20 protein-coding genes and 1 pseudogene are annotated in these 15,796 nt (G+C 40.8%); 1 reads left to right on the top strand and 20 read right to left on the bottom strand.

All coding sequences use genetic code 11. The features are described 5' to 3' along the window. Nucleotides 1-16 precede the first annotated feature (16 nt). On the top strand, nt 17-1,468 hold the full coding sequence (locus tag R7R78_RS15700; RefSeq protein ID WP_225473993.1) for a phospholipase D family protein: 1,452 nt from the start codon (nt 17-19) through the stop codon (nt 1,466-1,468). 57 nt (nt 1,469-1,525) lie between these two features. Here R7R78_RS15700 and R7R78_RS15695 read toward each other — a convergent pair whose 3' ends face one another. The 20 genes and pseudogenes from R7R78_RS15695 to R7R78_RS15600 form a co-directional block, all read right to left on the bottom strand. Further along, the gene (locus R7R78_RS15695) at nt 1,526-3,232 is read right to left on the bottom strand and encodes an autotransporter assembly complex protein TamA (RefSeq protein ID WP_225473992.1); all 1,707 of its coding nucleotides are present in this window, start codon (nt 3,230-3,232) and stop codon (nt 1,526-1,528) included. Between the two features lie 287 nt (nt 3,233-3,519). Next, a complete protein-coding gene (locus tag R7R78_RS15690; protein ID WP_005377099.1) occupies nt 3,520-3,984 on the bottom strand; it encodes a DUF2846 domain-containing protein in 465 nt (154 codons plus the stop codon). A 169-nt stretch (nt 3,985-4,153) separates the two neighbouring features. Beyond that, a complete protein-coding gene (locus R7R78_RS15685; protein ID WP_033907480.1) occupies nt 4,154-4,780 on the bottom strand; it encodes a LysE family translocator in 627 nt (208 codons plus the stop codon). A 327-nt stretch (nt 4,781-5,107) separates the two neighbouring features. Next, on the bottom strand, nt 5,108-5,734 hold the full coding sequence (locus R7R78_RS15680) for a LysE family translocator (RefSeq protein WP_151514847.1): 627 nt from the start codon (nt 5,732-5,734) through the stop codon (nt 5,108-5,110). 129 nt (nt 5,735-5,863) lie between these two features. Further along, nucleotides 5,864-6,217, bottom strand: coding sequence for a DUF1428 domain-containing protein (locus R7R78_RS15675; protein ID WP_005387184.1), 354 nt, complete (start codon nt 6,215-6,217; stop codon nt 5,864-5,866). A 97-nt stretch (nt 6,218-6,314) separates the two neighbouring features. Further along, nucleotides 6,315-6,920 carry a hypothetical protein gene (locus tag R7R78_RS15670; protein ID WP_151514848.1) on the bottom strand — a complete coding sequence of 202 codons (606 nt, stop codon included), beginning with the start codon at nt 6,918-6,920 and terminating at the stop codon, nt 6,315-6,317. Between the two features lie 81 nt (nt 6,921-7,001). Beyond that, nucleotides 7,002-7,298 (bottom strand): antibiotic biosynthesis monooxygenase family protein, encoded by a 297-nt coding sequence (locus tag R7R78_RS15665; protein WP_031781322.1) that lies wholly within the window; start codon nt 7,296-7,298, stop codon nt 7,002-7,004. A gap of 143 nt (nt 7,299-7,441) precedes the next feature. Continuing rightward, a complete protein-coding gene (locus R7R78_RS15660) occupies nt 7,442-7,729 on the bottom strand; it encodes a putative quinol monooxygenase (protein ID WP_158173947.1) in 288 nt (95 codons plus the stop codon). A 137-nt stretch (nt 7,730-7,866) separates the two neighbouring features. Beyond that, nucleotides 7,867-8,508, bottom strand: a complete 642-nt coding sequence (locus tag R7R78_RS15655) for an alanine--tRNA ligase-related protein (RefSeq protein ID WP_005377082.1) — start codon at nt 8,506-8,508, stop codon at nt 7,867-7,869. A 142-nt stretch (nt 8,509-8,650) separates the two neighbouring features. After that, complete coding sequence (locus R7R78_RS15650) at nt 8,651-9,196, bottom strand: GNAT family N-acetyltransferase (RefSeq protein ID WP_053350310.1); 546 nt, start codon at nt 9,194-9,196, stop codon at nt 8,651-8,653. A 253-nt stretch (nt 9,197-9,449) separates the two neighbouring features. Further along, nucleotides 9,450-10,013: a sugar O-acetyltransferase gene (locus R7R78_RS15645; protein ID WP_047102727.1), complete on the bottom strand. Its 564-nt coding sequence runs from the start codon at nt 10,011-10,013 to the stop codon at nt 9,450-9,452. 131 nt (nt 10,014-10,144) lie between these two features. Then, on the bottom strand, nt 10,145-10,405 hold the full coding sequence (locus R7R78_RS15640; protein WP_373924897.1) for an RDD family protein: 261 nt from the start codon (nt 10,403-10,405) through the stop codon (nt 10,145-10,147). 294 nt (nt 10,406-10,699) lie between these two features. Continuing rightward, on the bottom strand, nt 10,700-11,308 hold the full coding sequence (locus R7R78_RS15635; RefSeq protein WP_005389306.1) for a pyridoxamine 5'-phosphate oxidase family protein: 609 nt from the start codon (nt 11,306-11,308) through the stop codon (nt 10,700-10,702). Nucleotides 11,309-11,451: 143 nt separating this feature from the next. Further along, nucleotides 11,452-11,853 carry a DUF2007 domain-containing protein gene (locus R7R78_RS15630; protein ID WP_005377076.1) on the bottom strand — a complete coding sequence of 134 codons (402 nt, stop codon included), beginning with the start codon at nt 11,851-11,853 and terminating at the stop codon, nt 11,452-11,454. A 104-nt stretch (nt 11,854-11,957) separates the two neighbouring features. Beyond that, a pseudogene (locus tag R7R78_RS15625) lies at nt 11,958-12,479 on the bottom strand (GNAT family N-acetyltransferase). A gap of 144 nt (nt 12,480-12,623) precedes the next feature. Beyond that, a complete protein-coding gene (locus R7R78_RS15620) occupies nt 12,624-13,229 on the bottom strand; it encodes a hypothetical protein (RefSeq protein ID WP_213867171.1) in 606 nt (201 codons plus the stop codon). A 696-nt stretch (nt 13,230-13,925) separates the two neighbouring features. Further along, nucleotides 13,926-14,489 (bottom strand): hypothetical protein, encoded by a 564-nt coding sequence (locus tag R7R78_RS15615; RefSeq protein WP_225473990.1) that lies wholly within the window; start codon nt 14,487-14,489, stop codon nt 13,926-13,928. Between the two features lie 149 nt (nt 14,490-14,638). Beyond that, nucleotides 14,639-15,034, bottom strand: a complete 396-nt coding sequence (locus tag R7R78_RS15610; protein WP_225473987.1) for a hypothetical protein — start codon at nt 15,032-15,034, stop codon at nt 14,639-14,641. Nucleotides 15,035-15,175: 141 nt separating this feature from the next. After that, the gene (locus tag R7R78_RS15605) at nt 15,176-15,637 is read right to left on the bottom strand and encodes a DUF6985 domain-containing protein (RefSeq protein WP_225473984.1); all 462 of its coding nucleotides are present in this window, start codon (nt 15,635-15,637) and stop codon (nt 15,176-15,178) included. A 51-nt stretch (nt 15,638-15,688) separates the two neighbouring features. Next, a partial coding sequence (locus tag R7R78_RS15600) for an IS3 family transposase (protein WP_225474030.1) occupies nt 15,689-15,796 on the bottom strand: 108 nt, incomplete at its 5' end.

Here is a 15,796-nt window from a genome sequence, read left to right as displayed (position 1 = left end):
TTAGGAAGGTTTACTCATGTTTCCTAACGCCCTTCGCGCTCTGCTGATCTTTATCTTCAGCGTGCTATTGGTTGGCTGTGCCCAGCCCTACCCTCAAGTTGAACCGGATTTTGAAGCCAATTGGCAAACTACTCAGCATCAAGCCGAAGTTTACTTAATTCCTACCGCTCCAGAAGCCTTTGCTCGTCGCGTTGAACTGGTAAGAAACGCTCAGAAAAGCATCGATATGACTTACTTTTCTTGGGAGAGTGACACACTTGGTTTGATGCTACTCAATGAACTCAAGCAAGCAGCAGATCGAGGCGTGCAAGTTCGACTCACTCTCGATGATTTATTGGTGTTTAACGAGAAATGGCTTGCTGATCTCAGCGCTCACGACAACATTCAAATCCGTTTATTCAATCCGTTTGATTCACGTAAGTCAGGTTGGATTGGTCGCGCCGTCAACTTCTCTACTCACCAACAACGTTTGGACAATCGTCTGCACGAGAAGTACTTCAACGTCGACCATCAATGGATGATTCTAGGTGGACGTAACATTGGCGACGACTATTTTGGTTACAGCCGCAAAGCCAACTTCTTTGATATGGATGTCTTGTTCAAAGGCAGCATTATTCGAGCGTTCGACAAAAACTACCAACAGCTTTGGGACAGCGAGCATGTTACGCCAATAGAAAACATCGTTAACGTTACCCCAAACTATTCCGCGTTTACTAAAGCGCTTAATAAAGGTGAGAAAGACAAAAGCATCATTCTGGCTGAAGTTGAAAAACAGGTAAAACAACTGATCAGTCCCGACTTCATTGCTACGCAAGTCACCCCCGTTTTCGACTCATTAGACAAGTTAGAAAACAACAAACCCTACTTTAGAAAACGTGTAGAACACCAAGTTTGGCAACAAATAACCACTGCATCCAAAGCAGTAATATCAACGCCTTACGTGGTACCGAGTGATGGTGAATTTGCCTTTATTGATACCTTGATGGAGCAAAAAGCGGACATCACGTTAATGACGAACTCGTCTGCTTCTAATGATTCTGGTTTTATTCCGGCTTATTACGAGGAGCATCGTCAAACCTTGTTGGATAAGGGCGTTCATATACTTGAGTACAAAAACCAAGCGAACAATGATGACCATTACTTCCTTGCGGATACTTATTATCACAACAAGACGGTGATACTCGATGATCGGCTGACTTATATCGGCTCATCAAACTTCGACCCAAGATCGGATTTCCTCAATGTGGAATTTGGTGTGTTGGTCCAAAGCGAAGCCTTTGCAGAACATGTCATGCACTACTTAACCCGACAACAAGATGAACTGTTTTGGCGAGTATCTCGAGATGGACAAGGCCAAACTCAGTGGCAATCAATGAATGAAACCCATACTAAGAATCCAAACTATGGTGGATGGCATAAGGCGCCTAACTGGATATTCAAGAAACTGAATGGTGAGTTTGAACTCTAAACAATCAAGACTTAAAAGGCTCTCTATCTGCAAGGATGAGAGCCTTTTTAATGTCCGCTAAAACTGCGTGCCTAGCGAAAAGTGAACGCGGAATTGGTCTCCTTGTGGGGCATCTAAACCATAAGCAAAGTCCACTTTGACAGGCACGTATTTTGAATTCCATATCAAACTCAACCCTGTACCGCTTTTCCAATCCACCCTATCGTTGAAGGCATCACCAACATCATAAAATGCCCCAAGCCACAATTGGCGGTAGACCTGATATTGATATTCCAACCCAGCAGTAAACATGTAACGAGCACCGGTTAAATCGCCATTTTCATCTCTCGGAGAGATAGACTCATAACCATAACCCCGAAGATTGCCGTCACCTCCCGCAAAGAAACGTAATGATGATGGGATATCGCTCAAAGTGTCAGCGACATTAATACCGACATTGGAACGAAAGTGAAACTTGTGTTTTTCACTAATATCCCACGACAGCACACTGTTGCCTTCAATGCGCAGCAAACGAGAATCGGAGAAAAAATTGGGGTCCGAGTATTCCAATGAGTAGACGTGACGGTGATTTACTTCTAATTGATCGTTCTTGCGATCAAGCAGTGAAAATGTCACCCCAGGTAATAACAACTGTGATTCGTTATTCTCCGACGCTTGTTGATAACTTTCTTGCAAATAACGAACGTGCATGGTGCTTTGCCAATCACTGTCTAACTGCCAGTGTTTTTCAAACGATAAATCATTAGAAAAACTCGATGTGTCTCGATAGTCGACATGCTTAGATTCAAACTGAATCCCGTAGTAATCCGTTAGAACATTTTGGGTGGGAATTTTGTAACCAAGTAATAGGGATTGTTCCGGTTTGGAAGCGTACGCTTGTGCCTCAAAACTGTGTCCACGTGCGTTATACCAAGGCTTGGTCCAGTTTAGCGAAGCGCGCAACCCCAAGTCTGTCGAATAACCTCCACCGACTTGCACAATATTGCGTGAATTCGGCTCTGCGAGTACTTCTATCGGCACCTTATAGCCATCGAATACCTCCTCGAAATCCGCTTTCACAATCACACTGCGAAACCAATCAGTACTGGAGAGATCGGCCTGATATTGACTCAATTTCAAAGTGTCAAAATCGTCGCCCCACTCAAATGTTCTCATCGCTTCTATTCGAGCCGTTTCGATACCCGACGTAAGGACAGAGAGCTCTCCAAATTGGTAACGAGAACCACTAGAGAAATGCAGATTCACATGGGCTTGATTCAAACTTGGAATGACTTCCAAAGACGATTCGATAAAACGTCCATCTAAGTAACCTTTTTGCTGAGCCAATGAAATCAAGTTTCGTTTTAGCGTGTCGTACTCAGAATGAAGCAACGGCTGCCCTTGTTTAAGTTGAGCTTGATTAATTAGTTCGATGAAATCCTGATCGTTACAGGCCTCCCCCGACACGGCAAGGTTAGATTTTGCCACCAACATCACCTCCCCAGCGTCGACCTCAAGCGTGATGAGATCATTCTCGGATCTCTGAACTCTGAGCTCGGAATGATAGTAGCCATAAGGGTTTAATGCGTTATTAACCACCTGCGTTAGTCGATTTGAGGTAATGTTTGAAACAGAGAGTTTCGTTAGTGGTGTAAGGTGATTTTCAAGATTTTTCTCTAATCTTGGCGTTAGTCCTTTGATTTTAAATTGCGCTCCGAGTACATGATGTAAAGGGATAGAAGCTAAAACTGATATACCTATTATTTGTTTAATGAGAGGAGACACACCGCTACCTAGTTTAGCAATACACTCGACAAGGTTAATGATGGAATGACATATCAGTTAATCGCGTATGTAGGATTGCTCCCTACGAAATCCTCTCGAGAATTAACGTTTCACAAGTAGATTCTTTGAACAATAAGTGGGCTCAAGCTAGGAGGTGGCAAATCATGCGGTCTGAAATAGGTATACTGTTTGCCAAAAATACAAAACCCAACGCTAAATGGATCTCATCAAGCGTTGGGTTACATTGATAATGTGTTTTTTAATCTAAAAAGCGTCTGTTAGTAAAACTAGATCGAAGAACAGTTTCCTTTTTCTGCCATGTCGACTTTTAGTACTTCTGCTTTACCTTTGCTTTCGTCTACGAGTTCTACGCCCGCACCACCAACAAATACACCCATTTTAATGTATTGATTAACGAAATAATTACGGCCCTCTTCCGTTAAGATAGTTAAGTGATTTTCAGAAAACTCAGACTCTGTACTTACTTGATGTTCTTTATTGCCTTCGACCTCATGGTAGAAGAATACACCAGGAGCGGTTTCACCAATACATTCCCCATCGACGTAAACATACTTTTTAAGCGCTGCTCCGACAAAAGCATCTTCTCGGTAAATGTAAATCCCTGCGTTCCCCTTTTGAGGTGCTTCAAATGATTTCATTTGATTTGATACTGTCGAATCAACAGTAGGAACAGAAGCACAACCTGACAAACCCAAAAGGAATGCGGAACACAGAATTACTTTATTTTTCATGTTATTAACCTAGCTACGATAAAATCGCGCCAACCATACTATAAATAAATACGTTCACTTATTGGTATTTTTGAAATTTGTGATTCAGCCTATGCAATAGCACTCATTTAGCGTATAGGTTGAGCAAACCTTAGCCATATAATAATCACGAGAATAAAATGCCCTGTATCTAACGATCACTAAATGCCACTTTACTCGCTAGACTGATAAGTAGAATACCTGAAACACCTTCAAGAGTTCTTGAATAACGCTGAGAGTGTGGACGACTAAATACCCAATTACCCACAGAGGCGTACAAAACGTTACATGTCGTCGCAAGTACGCTGAACAGCAAGCCAAGTACTAATAATTGCATTGATGTTGAGCTTGCAGACGTATCAATAAATTGAGGCAGAAACGAGAGAAAGAATAGCGCTACTTTTGGATTCAAGACGCTGACGATAACCCCCTGAACAAACACATTTTTATTATTATCAACATTTTTGTTTTCAACGATTTTACTTTCTCCACGCCACATAGACAGTAATGACTGAACACCTAAATAAACTAGGTAAGCGGCCCCTAACCATTTAACAACGCTAAAAGCCAAAGATGAACTCAGAATTATTGCTGACAAACCTAAACATGCCGCTAGTGTATGAAAAAAGTAACCAATACCAAGCCCCAGAGCCGCTTTCAGCCCAGCAGATAATTTACCTTTCATTGTATTGGAAACAATATAAATTACATCAGGTCCAGGAATCATGTTGATAGCGAGACAAGCGACAACAAATAATAATAGTGAGTTTGAATCCATTCTTTTCTCCAAATTAACGTCTTGCGGGATAACATTTCATCGAACTACAAGTAATGCAACGTCCAGGTTTCAATTGGTTATATTTAGTATTAACAACACGTTACTAATACTACAGCACTGCGCGAAGAGCACAATCATGAACAGTGATACGAATTAAATTATGGGCCTTTGTTAGCCCTTTGAATGATAATATTTAGCATCGTTTGGTTGTAAGCTTTTTCTAGCCAGCAGCTCTTATGGAAGTTAACAAATCGGCTACTTAGTATACTTAATAGACCGTCAAATCAGATAGATTATCTATTCTTATTTCTTCAAGCCTTTTGTGCTTCATTTTCCTGCCTCACTAAGCAGCAACTTAATACTTGCCGCACCAAAAAATAACGCGAACACGCCTTCAAAAACTGCTTTGGATCTGAGATAGGTTTGCCTGACCTTTTTATACGCGAAAAGAAAAGCATAGCCAAAGAAAACCAAAGCACTAACCAGCCCTACAACAAAAATGACCGACAACAATTCCAACGGACTGGCCGTAGGAGGAACCCCTATCGAATAAAGCGCACCGAAAAACAGAATAGCCTTTGGGTTAGTTAAGTGAATTAACACTCCGGTTAAGTAGTTACCCTTCTTTGTCGTTACGTATGTTTTGGGTAACTTTAGCTGCTCGATGTTGCAGGCAGAATGTACGGACTTTAAAGCCAAATATAAAAGATAAAATGCCCCACAATATCTAAGAATTTCAAAAAGCCAAACATTGCTATAGAGTATGGTTGCGAGACCAAAAGCGGCTGAGGTTGACCAAAATAAAGACCCCGTTAAAACACCTGCAGCCAAATACCCACCAAAGCGTCGACCGTGGTTCATTGACGTGCCTGCTATCGCAAGAGTCGCAGGTCCGGGGCTAGCGATGGCAGCGATAGCTGATACGACAATCAGTGAATAATTTATCTCTTCCATTTTTACTCTAAGCCTCCAAATGGAGTTTTATCAACACTTATCGCGGAATACTCTATTGAACGTACATCAGAAGCGTAATACTGATTAAAACACCAAGTGTCACGAATCGAGTTGAGATTCTTTGGTATTTTACTGCTCCAAAATAACATCAAATCCGCCATAAATGAGACGCTTTCCATCAAAGGGCATTGGGTTATTATCTGGACTCATTCGAGGATCACCCATAATCCGCAGCCACCCTGAGTCTCGAACTTCTTTTGAAGGCCAGACTACCCACGAAAACACAACGGTTTCGTTGCTTTCAGCGTTAACTGCCATGGGAAATGATGTGATCTCACCATCTGGTACTTCACTCCCCCACGTCTCAACAACCTTTAAGGCCCCAAACTCCCTGAACATTTCTGCTGCTATTTTTGCGTGTGCGATATACTTTTCTTTATTCGCTGTCGGTACTGCAGCGACAAAACCATCAATGTATGACATAAGTAAACTCCTTTCATTGGAGTTATAACCATAGCTCAATAAAAAGAATGCACATGATGCCAAACCATAGGAGCAGGTACGTAATACAGCTTGAGAGCTACATTCCTAGCTTGGACTTTATATACATATTTGAAAGGTATGTGTTTGGATCAAGCTTAGTTAGCATATTTATAATCTCCAAAACACTCGAATACTCAATACGTTCCTCTTCAGCATGCCCGATCCCACCTATTGTAAAATGAGTAAAGCGGTAATCACGATAAACGTTTTGCAGCTGGCTAGAAATATCTTTGAGTAATCTTTTACTGAGGGCGAATGCAGGGTATTCACTACTTTCTGAAAGCTCTGCTGTAGAGCCAATAGATACAATATTGCATTTATCGTTAAGTGAACCTAAAGCGTTAAGCTCATTGACTAAATTAAGATACCCAATCGGGCCAACATTCATAAACTCAATCAGTTCGTTTGTTGTCAATTCTGAAGACTCTCCCCACATCGACGCCAAATAAACTATGATGTCAAACTCTACACCTTTGAAGCACGTGTAATCTGGTTTTTTATCGGGATCAACGTCAATACAAACAGAAGCGACTCCCTCCTCAACTAGCTTTGATCTAGAAATCGCATAAATTTCTGTACCCTGTAAGTTCGTAGCCAAGAACCTTCCTAGCCCCTTACTACCTCCAACGATTAAAATCTGCATAACCCTATTCCTTGGTTAAGGCTGTCTTTCATATTATCCGCCAAACTGTTCATTAGGCATCACTTTAACGTTTCTATTGCCCTACTTAGTTCTATCTTCAATTTCATCGAATGGTTCAACTGAAATACGCTCTGCAATTTCACTCATCTTCTTCATTTTTTCTGGGTTACTAGTTCCCCAAAACCGCTCCCAGTCTTCACGTGTTCGCCACTTGGCAATAGTTAAAACCTTTTCCGGTACATCGTAAGAACGAAGCATAAAACTACCAAGCGCCCCATCTACTGACTCATGAATTGAATCTGTCGTCGAACGCCATATATTTTGAAACTCATCCATTTTTTCACTTGGCACACGCCATTCATACACAACTCTAAACATAACACTTCCATTAAAATTTCTAGATTTAATACGGCAAAGCATTAAGAACACTAAGCCAGGTTAATAGATGAATAAAGCAACATAGTAGAGCGTAGAGCAATCTAAAAAACAAAGCGTAAACGCTCTAAATCACTCCGATTCGATTAGTCATGCACACATTCAAAGATTTCGTATTGCCGTTTAACATTGGCTGTTACTTTTCCCCAATGTGAGGCTTGAACTCTTTCCTGATGTTGTTTAAAAGAGGCTTTGTCGACGAACTCCTCATAGACATCAAAACGAAACGGATTAGTCGAGCTTTGAGTCACAAGAAAAGTAAGGCAGCCCGACTCTTCTAACGTGAGCCTTTTGTGAATTATTAACTCATGTTTTACTAATTCTAAATCCTTTTCCGGAACTAAAATAAAGCCTTTCAATGTTACTTTCGACATATCATCCTCTCACCCCTGTAACCTTTCGTTCAGAAGTAGCCAACACGCCCTCAATCTCAACCTTCATATCGCAAATGTGAATCTCACCATGAATTAAATGCCACGTGTTAGGAATCTATTTCTAATGCCCTATCGACTTACGAGCATAAGGTTATCTCTACCCTTTCTTTGCCTTTACCGATGTTCTTGCGTTTTAATTGAATTTGGCCGACTTCTGATGTGCGCTTTAAGTGAGTGCCACCGCAAGGCACTTGCGCAAACCCATCCACTCTCCAATACCTTCTTTCACTCTCTTGATCGGAAAAGTCACTAATAATAACTGAATCAGAGTTAATCAAATCTTGCACATCAGTTTCAATTTCTTTCAATAGCGGGCCAATACTTTCAGACCACTCGAAATCTATGCGACTCTTATTTTCAGAAATATGCGCGCCTATCTTAACAATGCCTTCCCGACGCTGATAAAACATCTCGAGCACCACTTCAGCCGCAAAGTGTAGCTTCATTAAGGCATATCTACGCTTCCAATCAATATTCGTAGTTACAATGTCACCAAGAGTAAAATTTGGAGAGGATTCCAATGTGTAAATAAGTCGAACACCTAACTTTTGAGCAATCAAAACCGGAATACCATTAATCGTTCCTTTATCACTCTCTTGGCCTCCAGACTCTGCAAAGAAGATAGTCTGGTCCAATTCAACCTTATTTCCGTCTACATTGGTCACTCTTGAGTTAAGTTCTGTTTGGTAGGGATTAACCCAAAATAATTTCTCGCTCATGCTGCTATCCTTGCAGTAAGTCCTATCCGTGATAGTACATTCACTGACCACCAAGTCAATTCAAGAAACCTCGCCGTCAAGTGTAAGGCTGTGTATTGAGTACGAGCAGGCTAGATCTATTAGATGCTTTTAAGGCTGGGTACTAAACGCTGTCCAGGGGTTTAGCTAACAACCCGTAAATTGCTGAATCTGAGACTACTCCATTCACTTCCCAACGCTGCCTAAGGAAACCTTCCTTTATAAAACCTAACCGTTCCAAGACTTTACCTGAAGAAGCATTGTCTGGATCTATCTCAGCCTCGATTCGACGTAGATTCAGTGTTTTGAATGCGTGTTCGATTAATGCAGTTCCCGCCTCTAATACAATGCCTTTACCCCAGAAATGACGACTCACGCCAAAGCCAATTTCTGCGCGCCTAGACTCTTTCACGTGATTAAACAGCATTATCTTACCCAGAAGTTGGCCATTGCTCTTTAGGAAGATGCCTAGTGTCACTTCTGTATTCCTATTCATGGCCTGTGTACTCTTGGCTATAAATGTCCGCGCTTCTTCAATTGAAACCCAAGGGCCAGAGTTCCAATATTTCATGACCTCATGGTCTGAGAAGATGTCAAACAATTCGCTTGCATCATCTTCAACTAGCTCTCTTAGAATTAATCGTTCCGTTTCAATCTTTGTTACTAACATTTTGGGGTCAGCCTTTTGGTTCGTTATTGGTGACGAAAATCCAATAAAAGTGTGAGACACGTAATACAAATGATTTCGTATGAGACTTTTAAACAAGCTCAACGCACGGTAAAAGCGCCACGTGTAACGACTCTATATTGAAGCAAATTTTAGACATTCAAGTGCGTCAACAAGTAACCGTTGAACGCATCAAAGCTTGGGGTGAGTTGATCATAAGTCCTAAACTCAGGCTCAAAATAGTCCATATACTTTATTATCGCTTAGTGACGATTTCCTTCAGTACTCTGGCTGGGTTGCCACCAACAACGACATTGTCTCTAAAACTCTTTGTAACGACTGCGCCAGAGGCTACCACCACGTTGTTCCCAAGTGTTACGCCAGGGTTGATTACGGCATGGCCACCTATCCAACAATTGTCACCAATGTTTATGGGCTTTGCTAGCTCTAAACCACTGTTCCTCTCGATAGGATCTAAGGGATGAGTCGCAGTATAAATGCCAACTTGAGGCCCAAGTAAACAGTTATCACCAAACTTAACTTCCGCAACATCCAAAATCACACAACCAAAATTAGCGTAAAAATTATCTCCAACGTGAATGTTGGATCCGTAGTCGCAATTGAAAGAAGATTCAACATGAATATCGTCACCTGTTGTGCCAAACAAGCGCTTAGTTATTTGAACTCGCTTTTGTTTATGCTCAACAGACGTGGCATTCAATTTTTCAGTTAGTAACCTAGCGCTCAACCTTAACTTTAATAACTCTTCATCACTTGGGTCATAAAGCTCACCTGCTAACATTTTCTCTTTTTCTGACATAAAACTTGGACTCCAATACCAATTTTCTTACAACGCTACATTCAGTATGTGAGTAACGCTACCACCTAAGCGAGGCTGTCCCACCACGAAAACAAAGCCCGACTTGAACCCTAGTCCTCAGCGCTATCAATTTAGTGCACTACCACCACCGTTCTCACTAACTTATCACCGAGACGTTGCCTCTTTTTACCAAGAATGAAAATTGAGTCAATAAAACCGAAGAATGGAGTAATAACATTTCGAAAGAGCGACTGAAAAATATTGCACTTTTTACCCGTTCTTGCACTTATAACTGCAATGCCCAAAAGTTTTTTACCCACACTTTGACCATTTGGTAAACAATCAGAAAAAAGGTAATACGATACAGTCGCAGTTACTGCTGTAGCGCGCACAAGCTCTTTTTCAATACCGATTTCTAAGCCGACCTATAAAACGAGAGTAAAAATGCTAAAACTGACAAAAAGATCAATCATTTGTCCAACACACCTAACTCCCGGACTAGCCAAAACGTAATTTTCTAGAGTAAATTTTCCTGCATTTTTCATTTTAAAATTTGGACTAACAATTGTTTATTTGTGAACTAACGCTATTGAGACAGTAACATCCCCACTAAACCTAATCCATACTTCCGTAAAGCAAGGTCGAACCTGATTTTTCTATCTTTTCAATATATTACCACGCTTGTTCTAAAGGCTAGATTGGTAATATTTCAACATCTCTTCTTGATTAAGCGCTTTACTTTCTAACTTTTGTTGATCTTTAAAGATTTGAGCTAATGAAGGGAGAATTGAGCGATTTACTTTATAGTCATCAGACCAAAGTTTCCCTCTCATCACCGCTTTCGCACAATGAAAGTACATACTCTCTATGACTATTTTGATAACAACCTTAGGATCTTTACTTCCATCGGGGCAAGCAGATATCAAGTTGGCGTCGGTGTGAATACTTGCGATTCCTTTAATACGGAGCACTTCATCAATACCGTTTACCATCAATAACAACCCTACCTTGGGGTTACTAATGATATTTTTTAGACTATCGATACGATTGTTCCCCGAGCTATCAGGGAGCAGCAATGTTGATTCATCTAAAACTTTTACGAAGCCAGGCTCCCCTCCTTTAGGAGAAAGATCGATATACCCTTGTGAATCAGCGGTACTTAGAACTGCAAAATGGCAGTTATTAATTAATGTAATCGCATGAACATCCAGCACAGGCAGAGCTTTATTTTTAGCTCTCGCACTTGGCTCTGCGTAAATTTCTTTTAACTGCTCTATTGTTTTAATTTCACTCATTCAATGTTATTCCTTCACTATCGTATAATGCTTTGCTTGTAAGCAAGCAGTAACTCTGACTTCTTGTATAGGCACTCGACATAACTCATCGTAAAAATACTACGAGTACAAATTATCTCTTTAATGCCTTGTTATCTAAAGATTTAAAGTTTTTCACTAAACTCCCCACACTGCTTACACTTATAACCATGCTTGTAAAAAAACAGTGGAAAACCCAGTAAAATAAAAACTAAGAAAGCTGGGCGTTTACCTTTTGTAAATGCAAATAGATCTTTACTACCACATTTAGGGCAAACGTCTTTTTCTTCATCAACGTCAACTTCATTTCCCAATGATTCTGAGAAATCGCTACTAAGTATTTGTTTCGCATCTTCTGCATCACTTTCGGCCACCATCAGACGGACGCCGCCTATTGCATTTGAATAAAGCCACTGAGTATTTACCGTGTGCTCGTCAGCGATGTAACTTTCTATTCCGACACTATCTAGGCTTGCTCTCGCAATATGAGCTTCATGAGGAAAAGAAAACCTTGCTACTACAATCACATATTACTCCTTGTGGGAAAACGCGCACGTAAGGCATAAGAAACGCTAATTGAAAATGCCACGTGTAGTATTTCTTTTTTAACAATTTATTAGCCCACTACAGACTAATACATATACCCTAACCAATCTATATGACCAACAGCCCAAGTTTTACCGCTGATAGGTTTAACATATAAATCATCTAGTTGCTCTACAGCGACACCGTAATTTTTATGTTCGTGAACTCGCAACCAAGAACTTAGAGAGTTAAGGCGCATATAACCATTAGCCACATAAAAACGCTCCAAATCGGAGACTAAAATGATGAAGTCGACATCTTTAGTGGACGCATACTCGCTGAGTTGAGACAACATTTTTGTGCCAATACCTTGTCTTTGAACTGTGCTCTCGACACAAAAGTCACTCACACCTAATACTTTATAAATTTCATCACCAACGCGAACAACTCTGTAGTCTAATCCCATGTAACCAACTAACTGATCACCTTCGTAATTCAGAACTCTCATATGCGGGAGTTGCTTATAGTAAGAGCGAGTAACTTAATGTTCAGGAAACGACTGGTTTCTAAGAGCTTCAATTGCATTATGCTGTGCTTTAGATAACTCGATTTCTGGGTAAATATCCATATTTGACCTTTGAGTATTAATGACCTTTTGGAGTTGAGCAACGCAATACCGAACCTTCCGCATACCGATTTAATCACTGAGCTCAACGCACAGTTAAAATGCCACGCGTTGCGAATCGCTATTGAACAGTTTGTTAGAATAAATTTATTTACAGCACTTTTTCCGCTGTTTAGTTGAACCGCAAAAGCACAGATCATTTTTTGAAGTTACTTCTCGCACTAGTTTTTCAAGCTTTGAATACGCTAGAGCACGTCTAAAGTCGAACTCGTTAGCTACTTGCGCCGTTATTGCTCCAGCACCTGAAAGATGCAAAGCCTCAAATTCTGCCTCAATGTCTAAAACTTGTTGAACAAGCTCATGTTCTTTTATTGCCATATGCTTTATCGGCATACGACCATTTTTGATGAGAACGGAGATTTCAGGGTCTGGTATGAACTTTACTTTTTTCGCATTTAACGCCGATGGCGATACACAGACTAATTTTCCGTCGGGCTTCTGAACAACTACGTGTGCAGTTAGTCTTAGAACAAGATTACCCCAGACTGAAGTTACCCAGCCAAACACCATCGTGCCAGCATTGTTTTCTAAATGCTTTTGAACATTGTTATAGCAATAATTCAATTGAGAGAACGACTCCGGTTGAATTGGCACATCTAAAACGCTTGATAAACCTAACTTAGTGAGAGCACTTGAAGGAATTATTTTTGGTTCGAACGACTTATATTTAGATATCATCTCTGAAGCTTCCAATTTATTCTAACGCCTTGCTAAGGTGTGAGTAACGCAATACAAAAGCTACCGCACAGCGCCTTAATCACATAAGCCACCGCAAAGTAAAAATGCCACGCGTTACGAATCACTCTTAAGCAATTTGTTAGTACATGCGCTACTTCTATTTATGCGCTCCAAGATATTGAAAACTGGCATGATATGAAAGGCTTTGAACACTGAAGTGAGACGGGCAGCTACAAAACTTTACCGCCATTGAGAAACGTGAGTTGGCTAGAAGAAAAACGCACTGAACAGCCCTACTTTCACTGGCTTCAAATTAGAAAAGGATTCTTTCCTCGTACTTCAACAGCCACACCAAAAATAATCAAGGTTCTCTCAAAAGCCACCACGAAAATGAAGAAGCGCCAAAGAAATAGGCTAAGAGTTAGAAACCGTAAACGGAGAAATCAAAGCGAACACTCCGCATATAGTGCCACCGGAAAGAACATGAAAGGTACAAACTGTAAGGTGTAAAGACGAGCGCCGAAACAGATAAACACCAAAACTGATGACCTTTGATTTCAACCCCGTACAAACGCCCTATTAAGGGGTGAGTAACGCAATACCAAAGCCGCCGCATACCACCTTAATCACTTAAACTAACGCATTGTGAAAATGCCACGCGTTGCGAATCCCTCTTAAACAGTTTGTTATGTGACGGCGACAAAGCCGAACTTACTCCCTATAAAACTTTGAAAACCAATTACTGAATGACTCTTGATACTCTTGCTGAGCCTCTTTAACAATTTCATCAGCATCTTCGGTTTGCTCGATACCACGAACTTTTAACCAAGTGCAATATTCTCCACTATGTTCACTAGGCTCATAGTCATCGGGATCTCGATAGTAGCACACGCTATCCCATTCAATCATGGGCTCACAATCAAACGTTAATATTTGAAGTAATTCATTAAAATTACGAGCTACTACGTGGTAACCACCTTCACTACCAAAAGCAACTATTGGCGCATTTTCTAAGTTTCTATTACCGTCTTTTAGCCAAAAACCATAGGAAGATCCACTTGCATCTGCACTTGCAAATTCATAAATAGAGTTGAGAAACTCTTTACTCTCCGAGTACGTTTTTAAACCCAGTTTCTCTTGATCGATTGAAAACTCAAACCCTTCTGAAAAGTACGCATCTGATGCGACTTCATCATCAAAACTAATCAGTGGCAACAAATTCTCAGGCAACATTAATCCCTCAAAGTGCTCTATTAATTCGTTTTTGATACTCATTAGATACTCCTTACTACTTGAATTACATAACGCCCTGTTAAGGGGTGAGCAACGCAATACAAGAGCCGCCGCATACCGCCTTAAACACTAAAACCAACGCATAGTGAAAATGCCAAGCGTTGCGAATCCCTCTTGAACAGTTTGTTAGGCTATTGACCCTCTGAGATTCTCACGTACGTCCCATTGAAAGTGACATGTAGCCCACCACAACCGTTGTCTTTGCTAACTACGAGGGTATCTTGATCTAATAAAACTTGGAGAGTAAAGCCGTCAACGTCATAGTCTATTTGATAACCTTTTAACGTTACAACTCCGTCGATTTCTCCAAAATTTACAAGGCCAGAAGAAGAGTCACCTACCCAAACTGATGTACCAGATAGTTCGTATGTGTTCGAACCCACCTTAGTTAAGTCAATAAAGGCAGTGTCAGTATCCAATTGATCATTGTTATACCGCTCATAATGCCCCTGAAAACCAGGAAAGACTGCTGCATATGCAAGCGATGAAATAAGCAACATACTTAGAGCTACGCAAACTGTTTTCAAGCTCAAATTCTCCTCAATAGCCTAACGCCTTGTTAAGGTGTGAGGCGCGCAATACCAAAGCTTCCGCATACCACCTTAAACACAAAAACTAACGCATAGTAAAAAAATGCCACGCGTGCCGAATCACTCTTAAACAATTTATTAGGCATAATTCCACGGGGCTTTTACGTCGAAGTTAGACCCAGGGTCTTCACCGTTGAAAGCGCCCACATATAGTACTTTATCGTTTCTAATTATCCACTCCATACCATGCTCAGGTTCCCACTCACAGTTAAGTTCCATGTGAATTACTGGCTCACCGACTTCTGAGTAAGGAACCAACAACACGCTTGGATATATTAGTTTGAGAACTTCGTGTGGACTAGAGAATGATTTGAGTGGTTCACCTATTGCTTCTAGGTAACTATTACAATAGCTGATAGATGCTCTACAAAGTTCATCGACTATCTCGGCTTGTAACCCATCCAAGTAATTCGCACACATTTCTGCAAAATGAAGGTCATCAGTTTCAGCGGATAAAGCGATGTACTGACCGAACATTCGAAAATACACTTCACCTTCGATTTCACATTCACTTATTTCAACATTCTTTATAAGTTTCATTGTGTTTTCTTCCTTTGCTGGTGTACCCCACAAAAAGTAGACAGTACATAACTACATACTTTCGTACTCAACTGGGCTGACGTGCCCCAACGCTGAGTGTCTTCTTCTGCGATTGTAAAATACCTCGATGTATTCGAAGATGCCCATTCGGGCTTCTTC

This window comes from Vibrio sp. 2134-1 (assembly GCF_033339495.1).
Note: the sequence above shows the minus strand (reverse complement) of the source record. Positions and strands in the feature narration are given on the sequence as shown.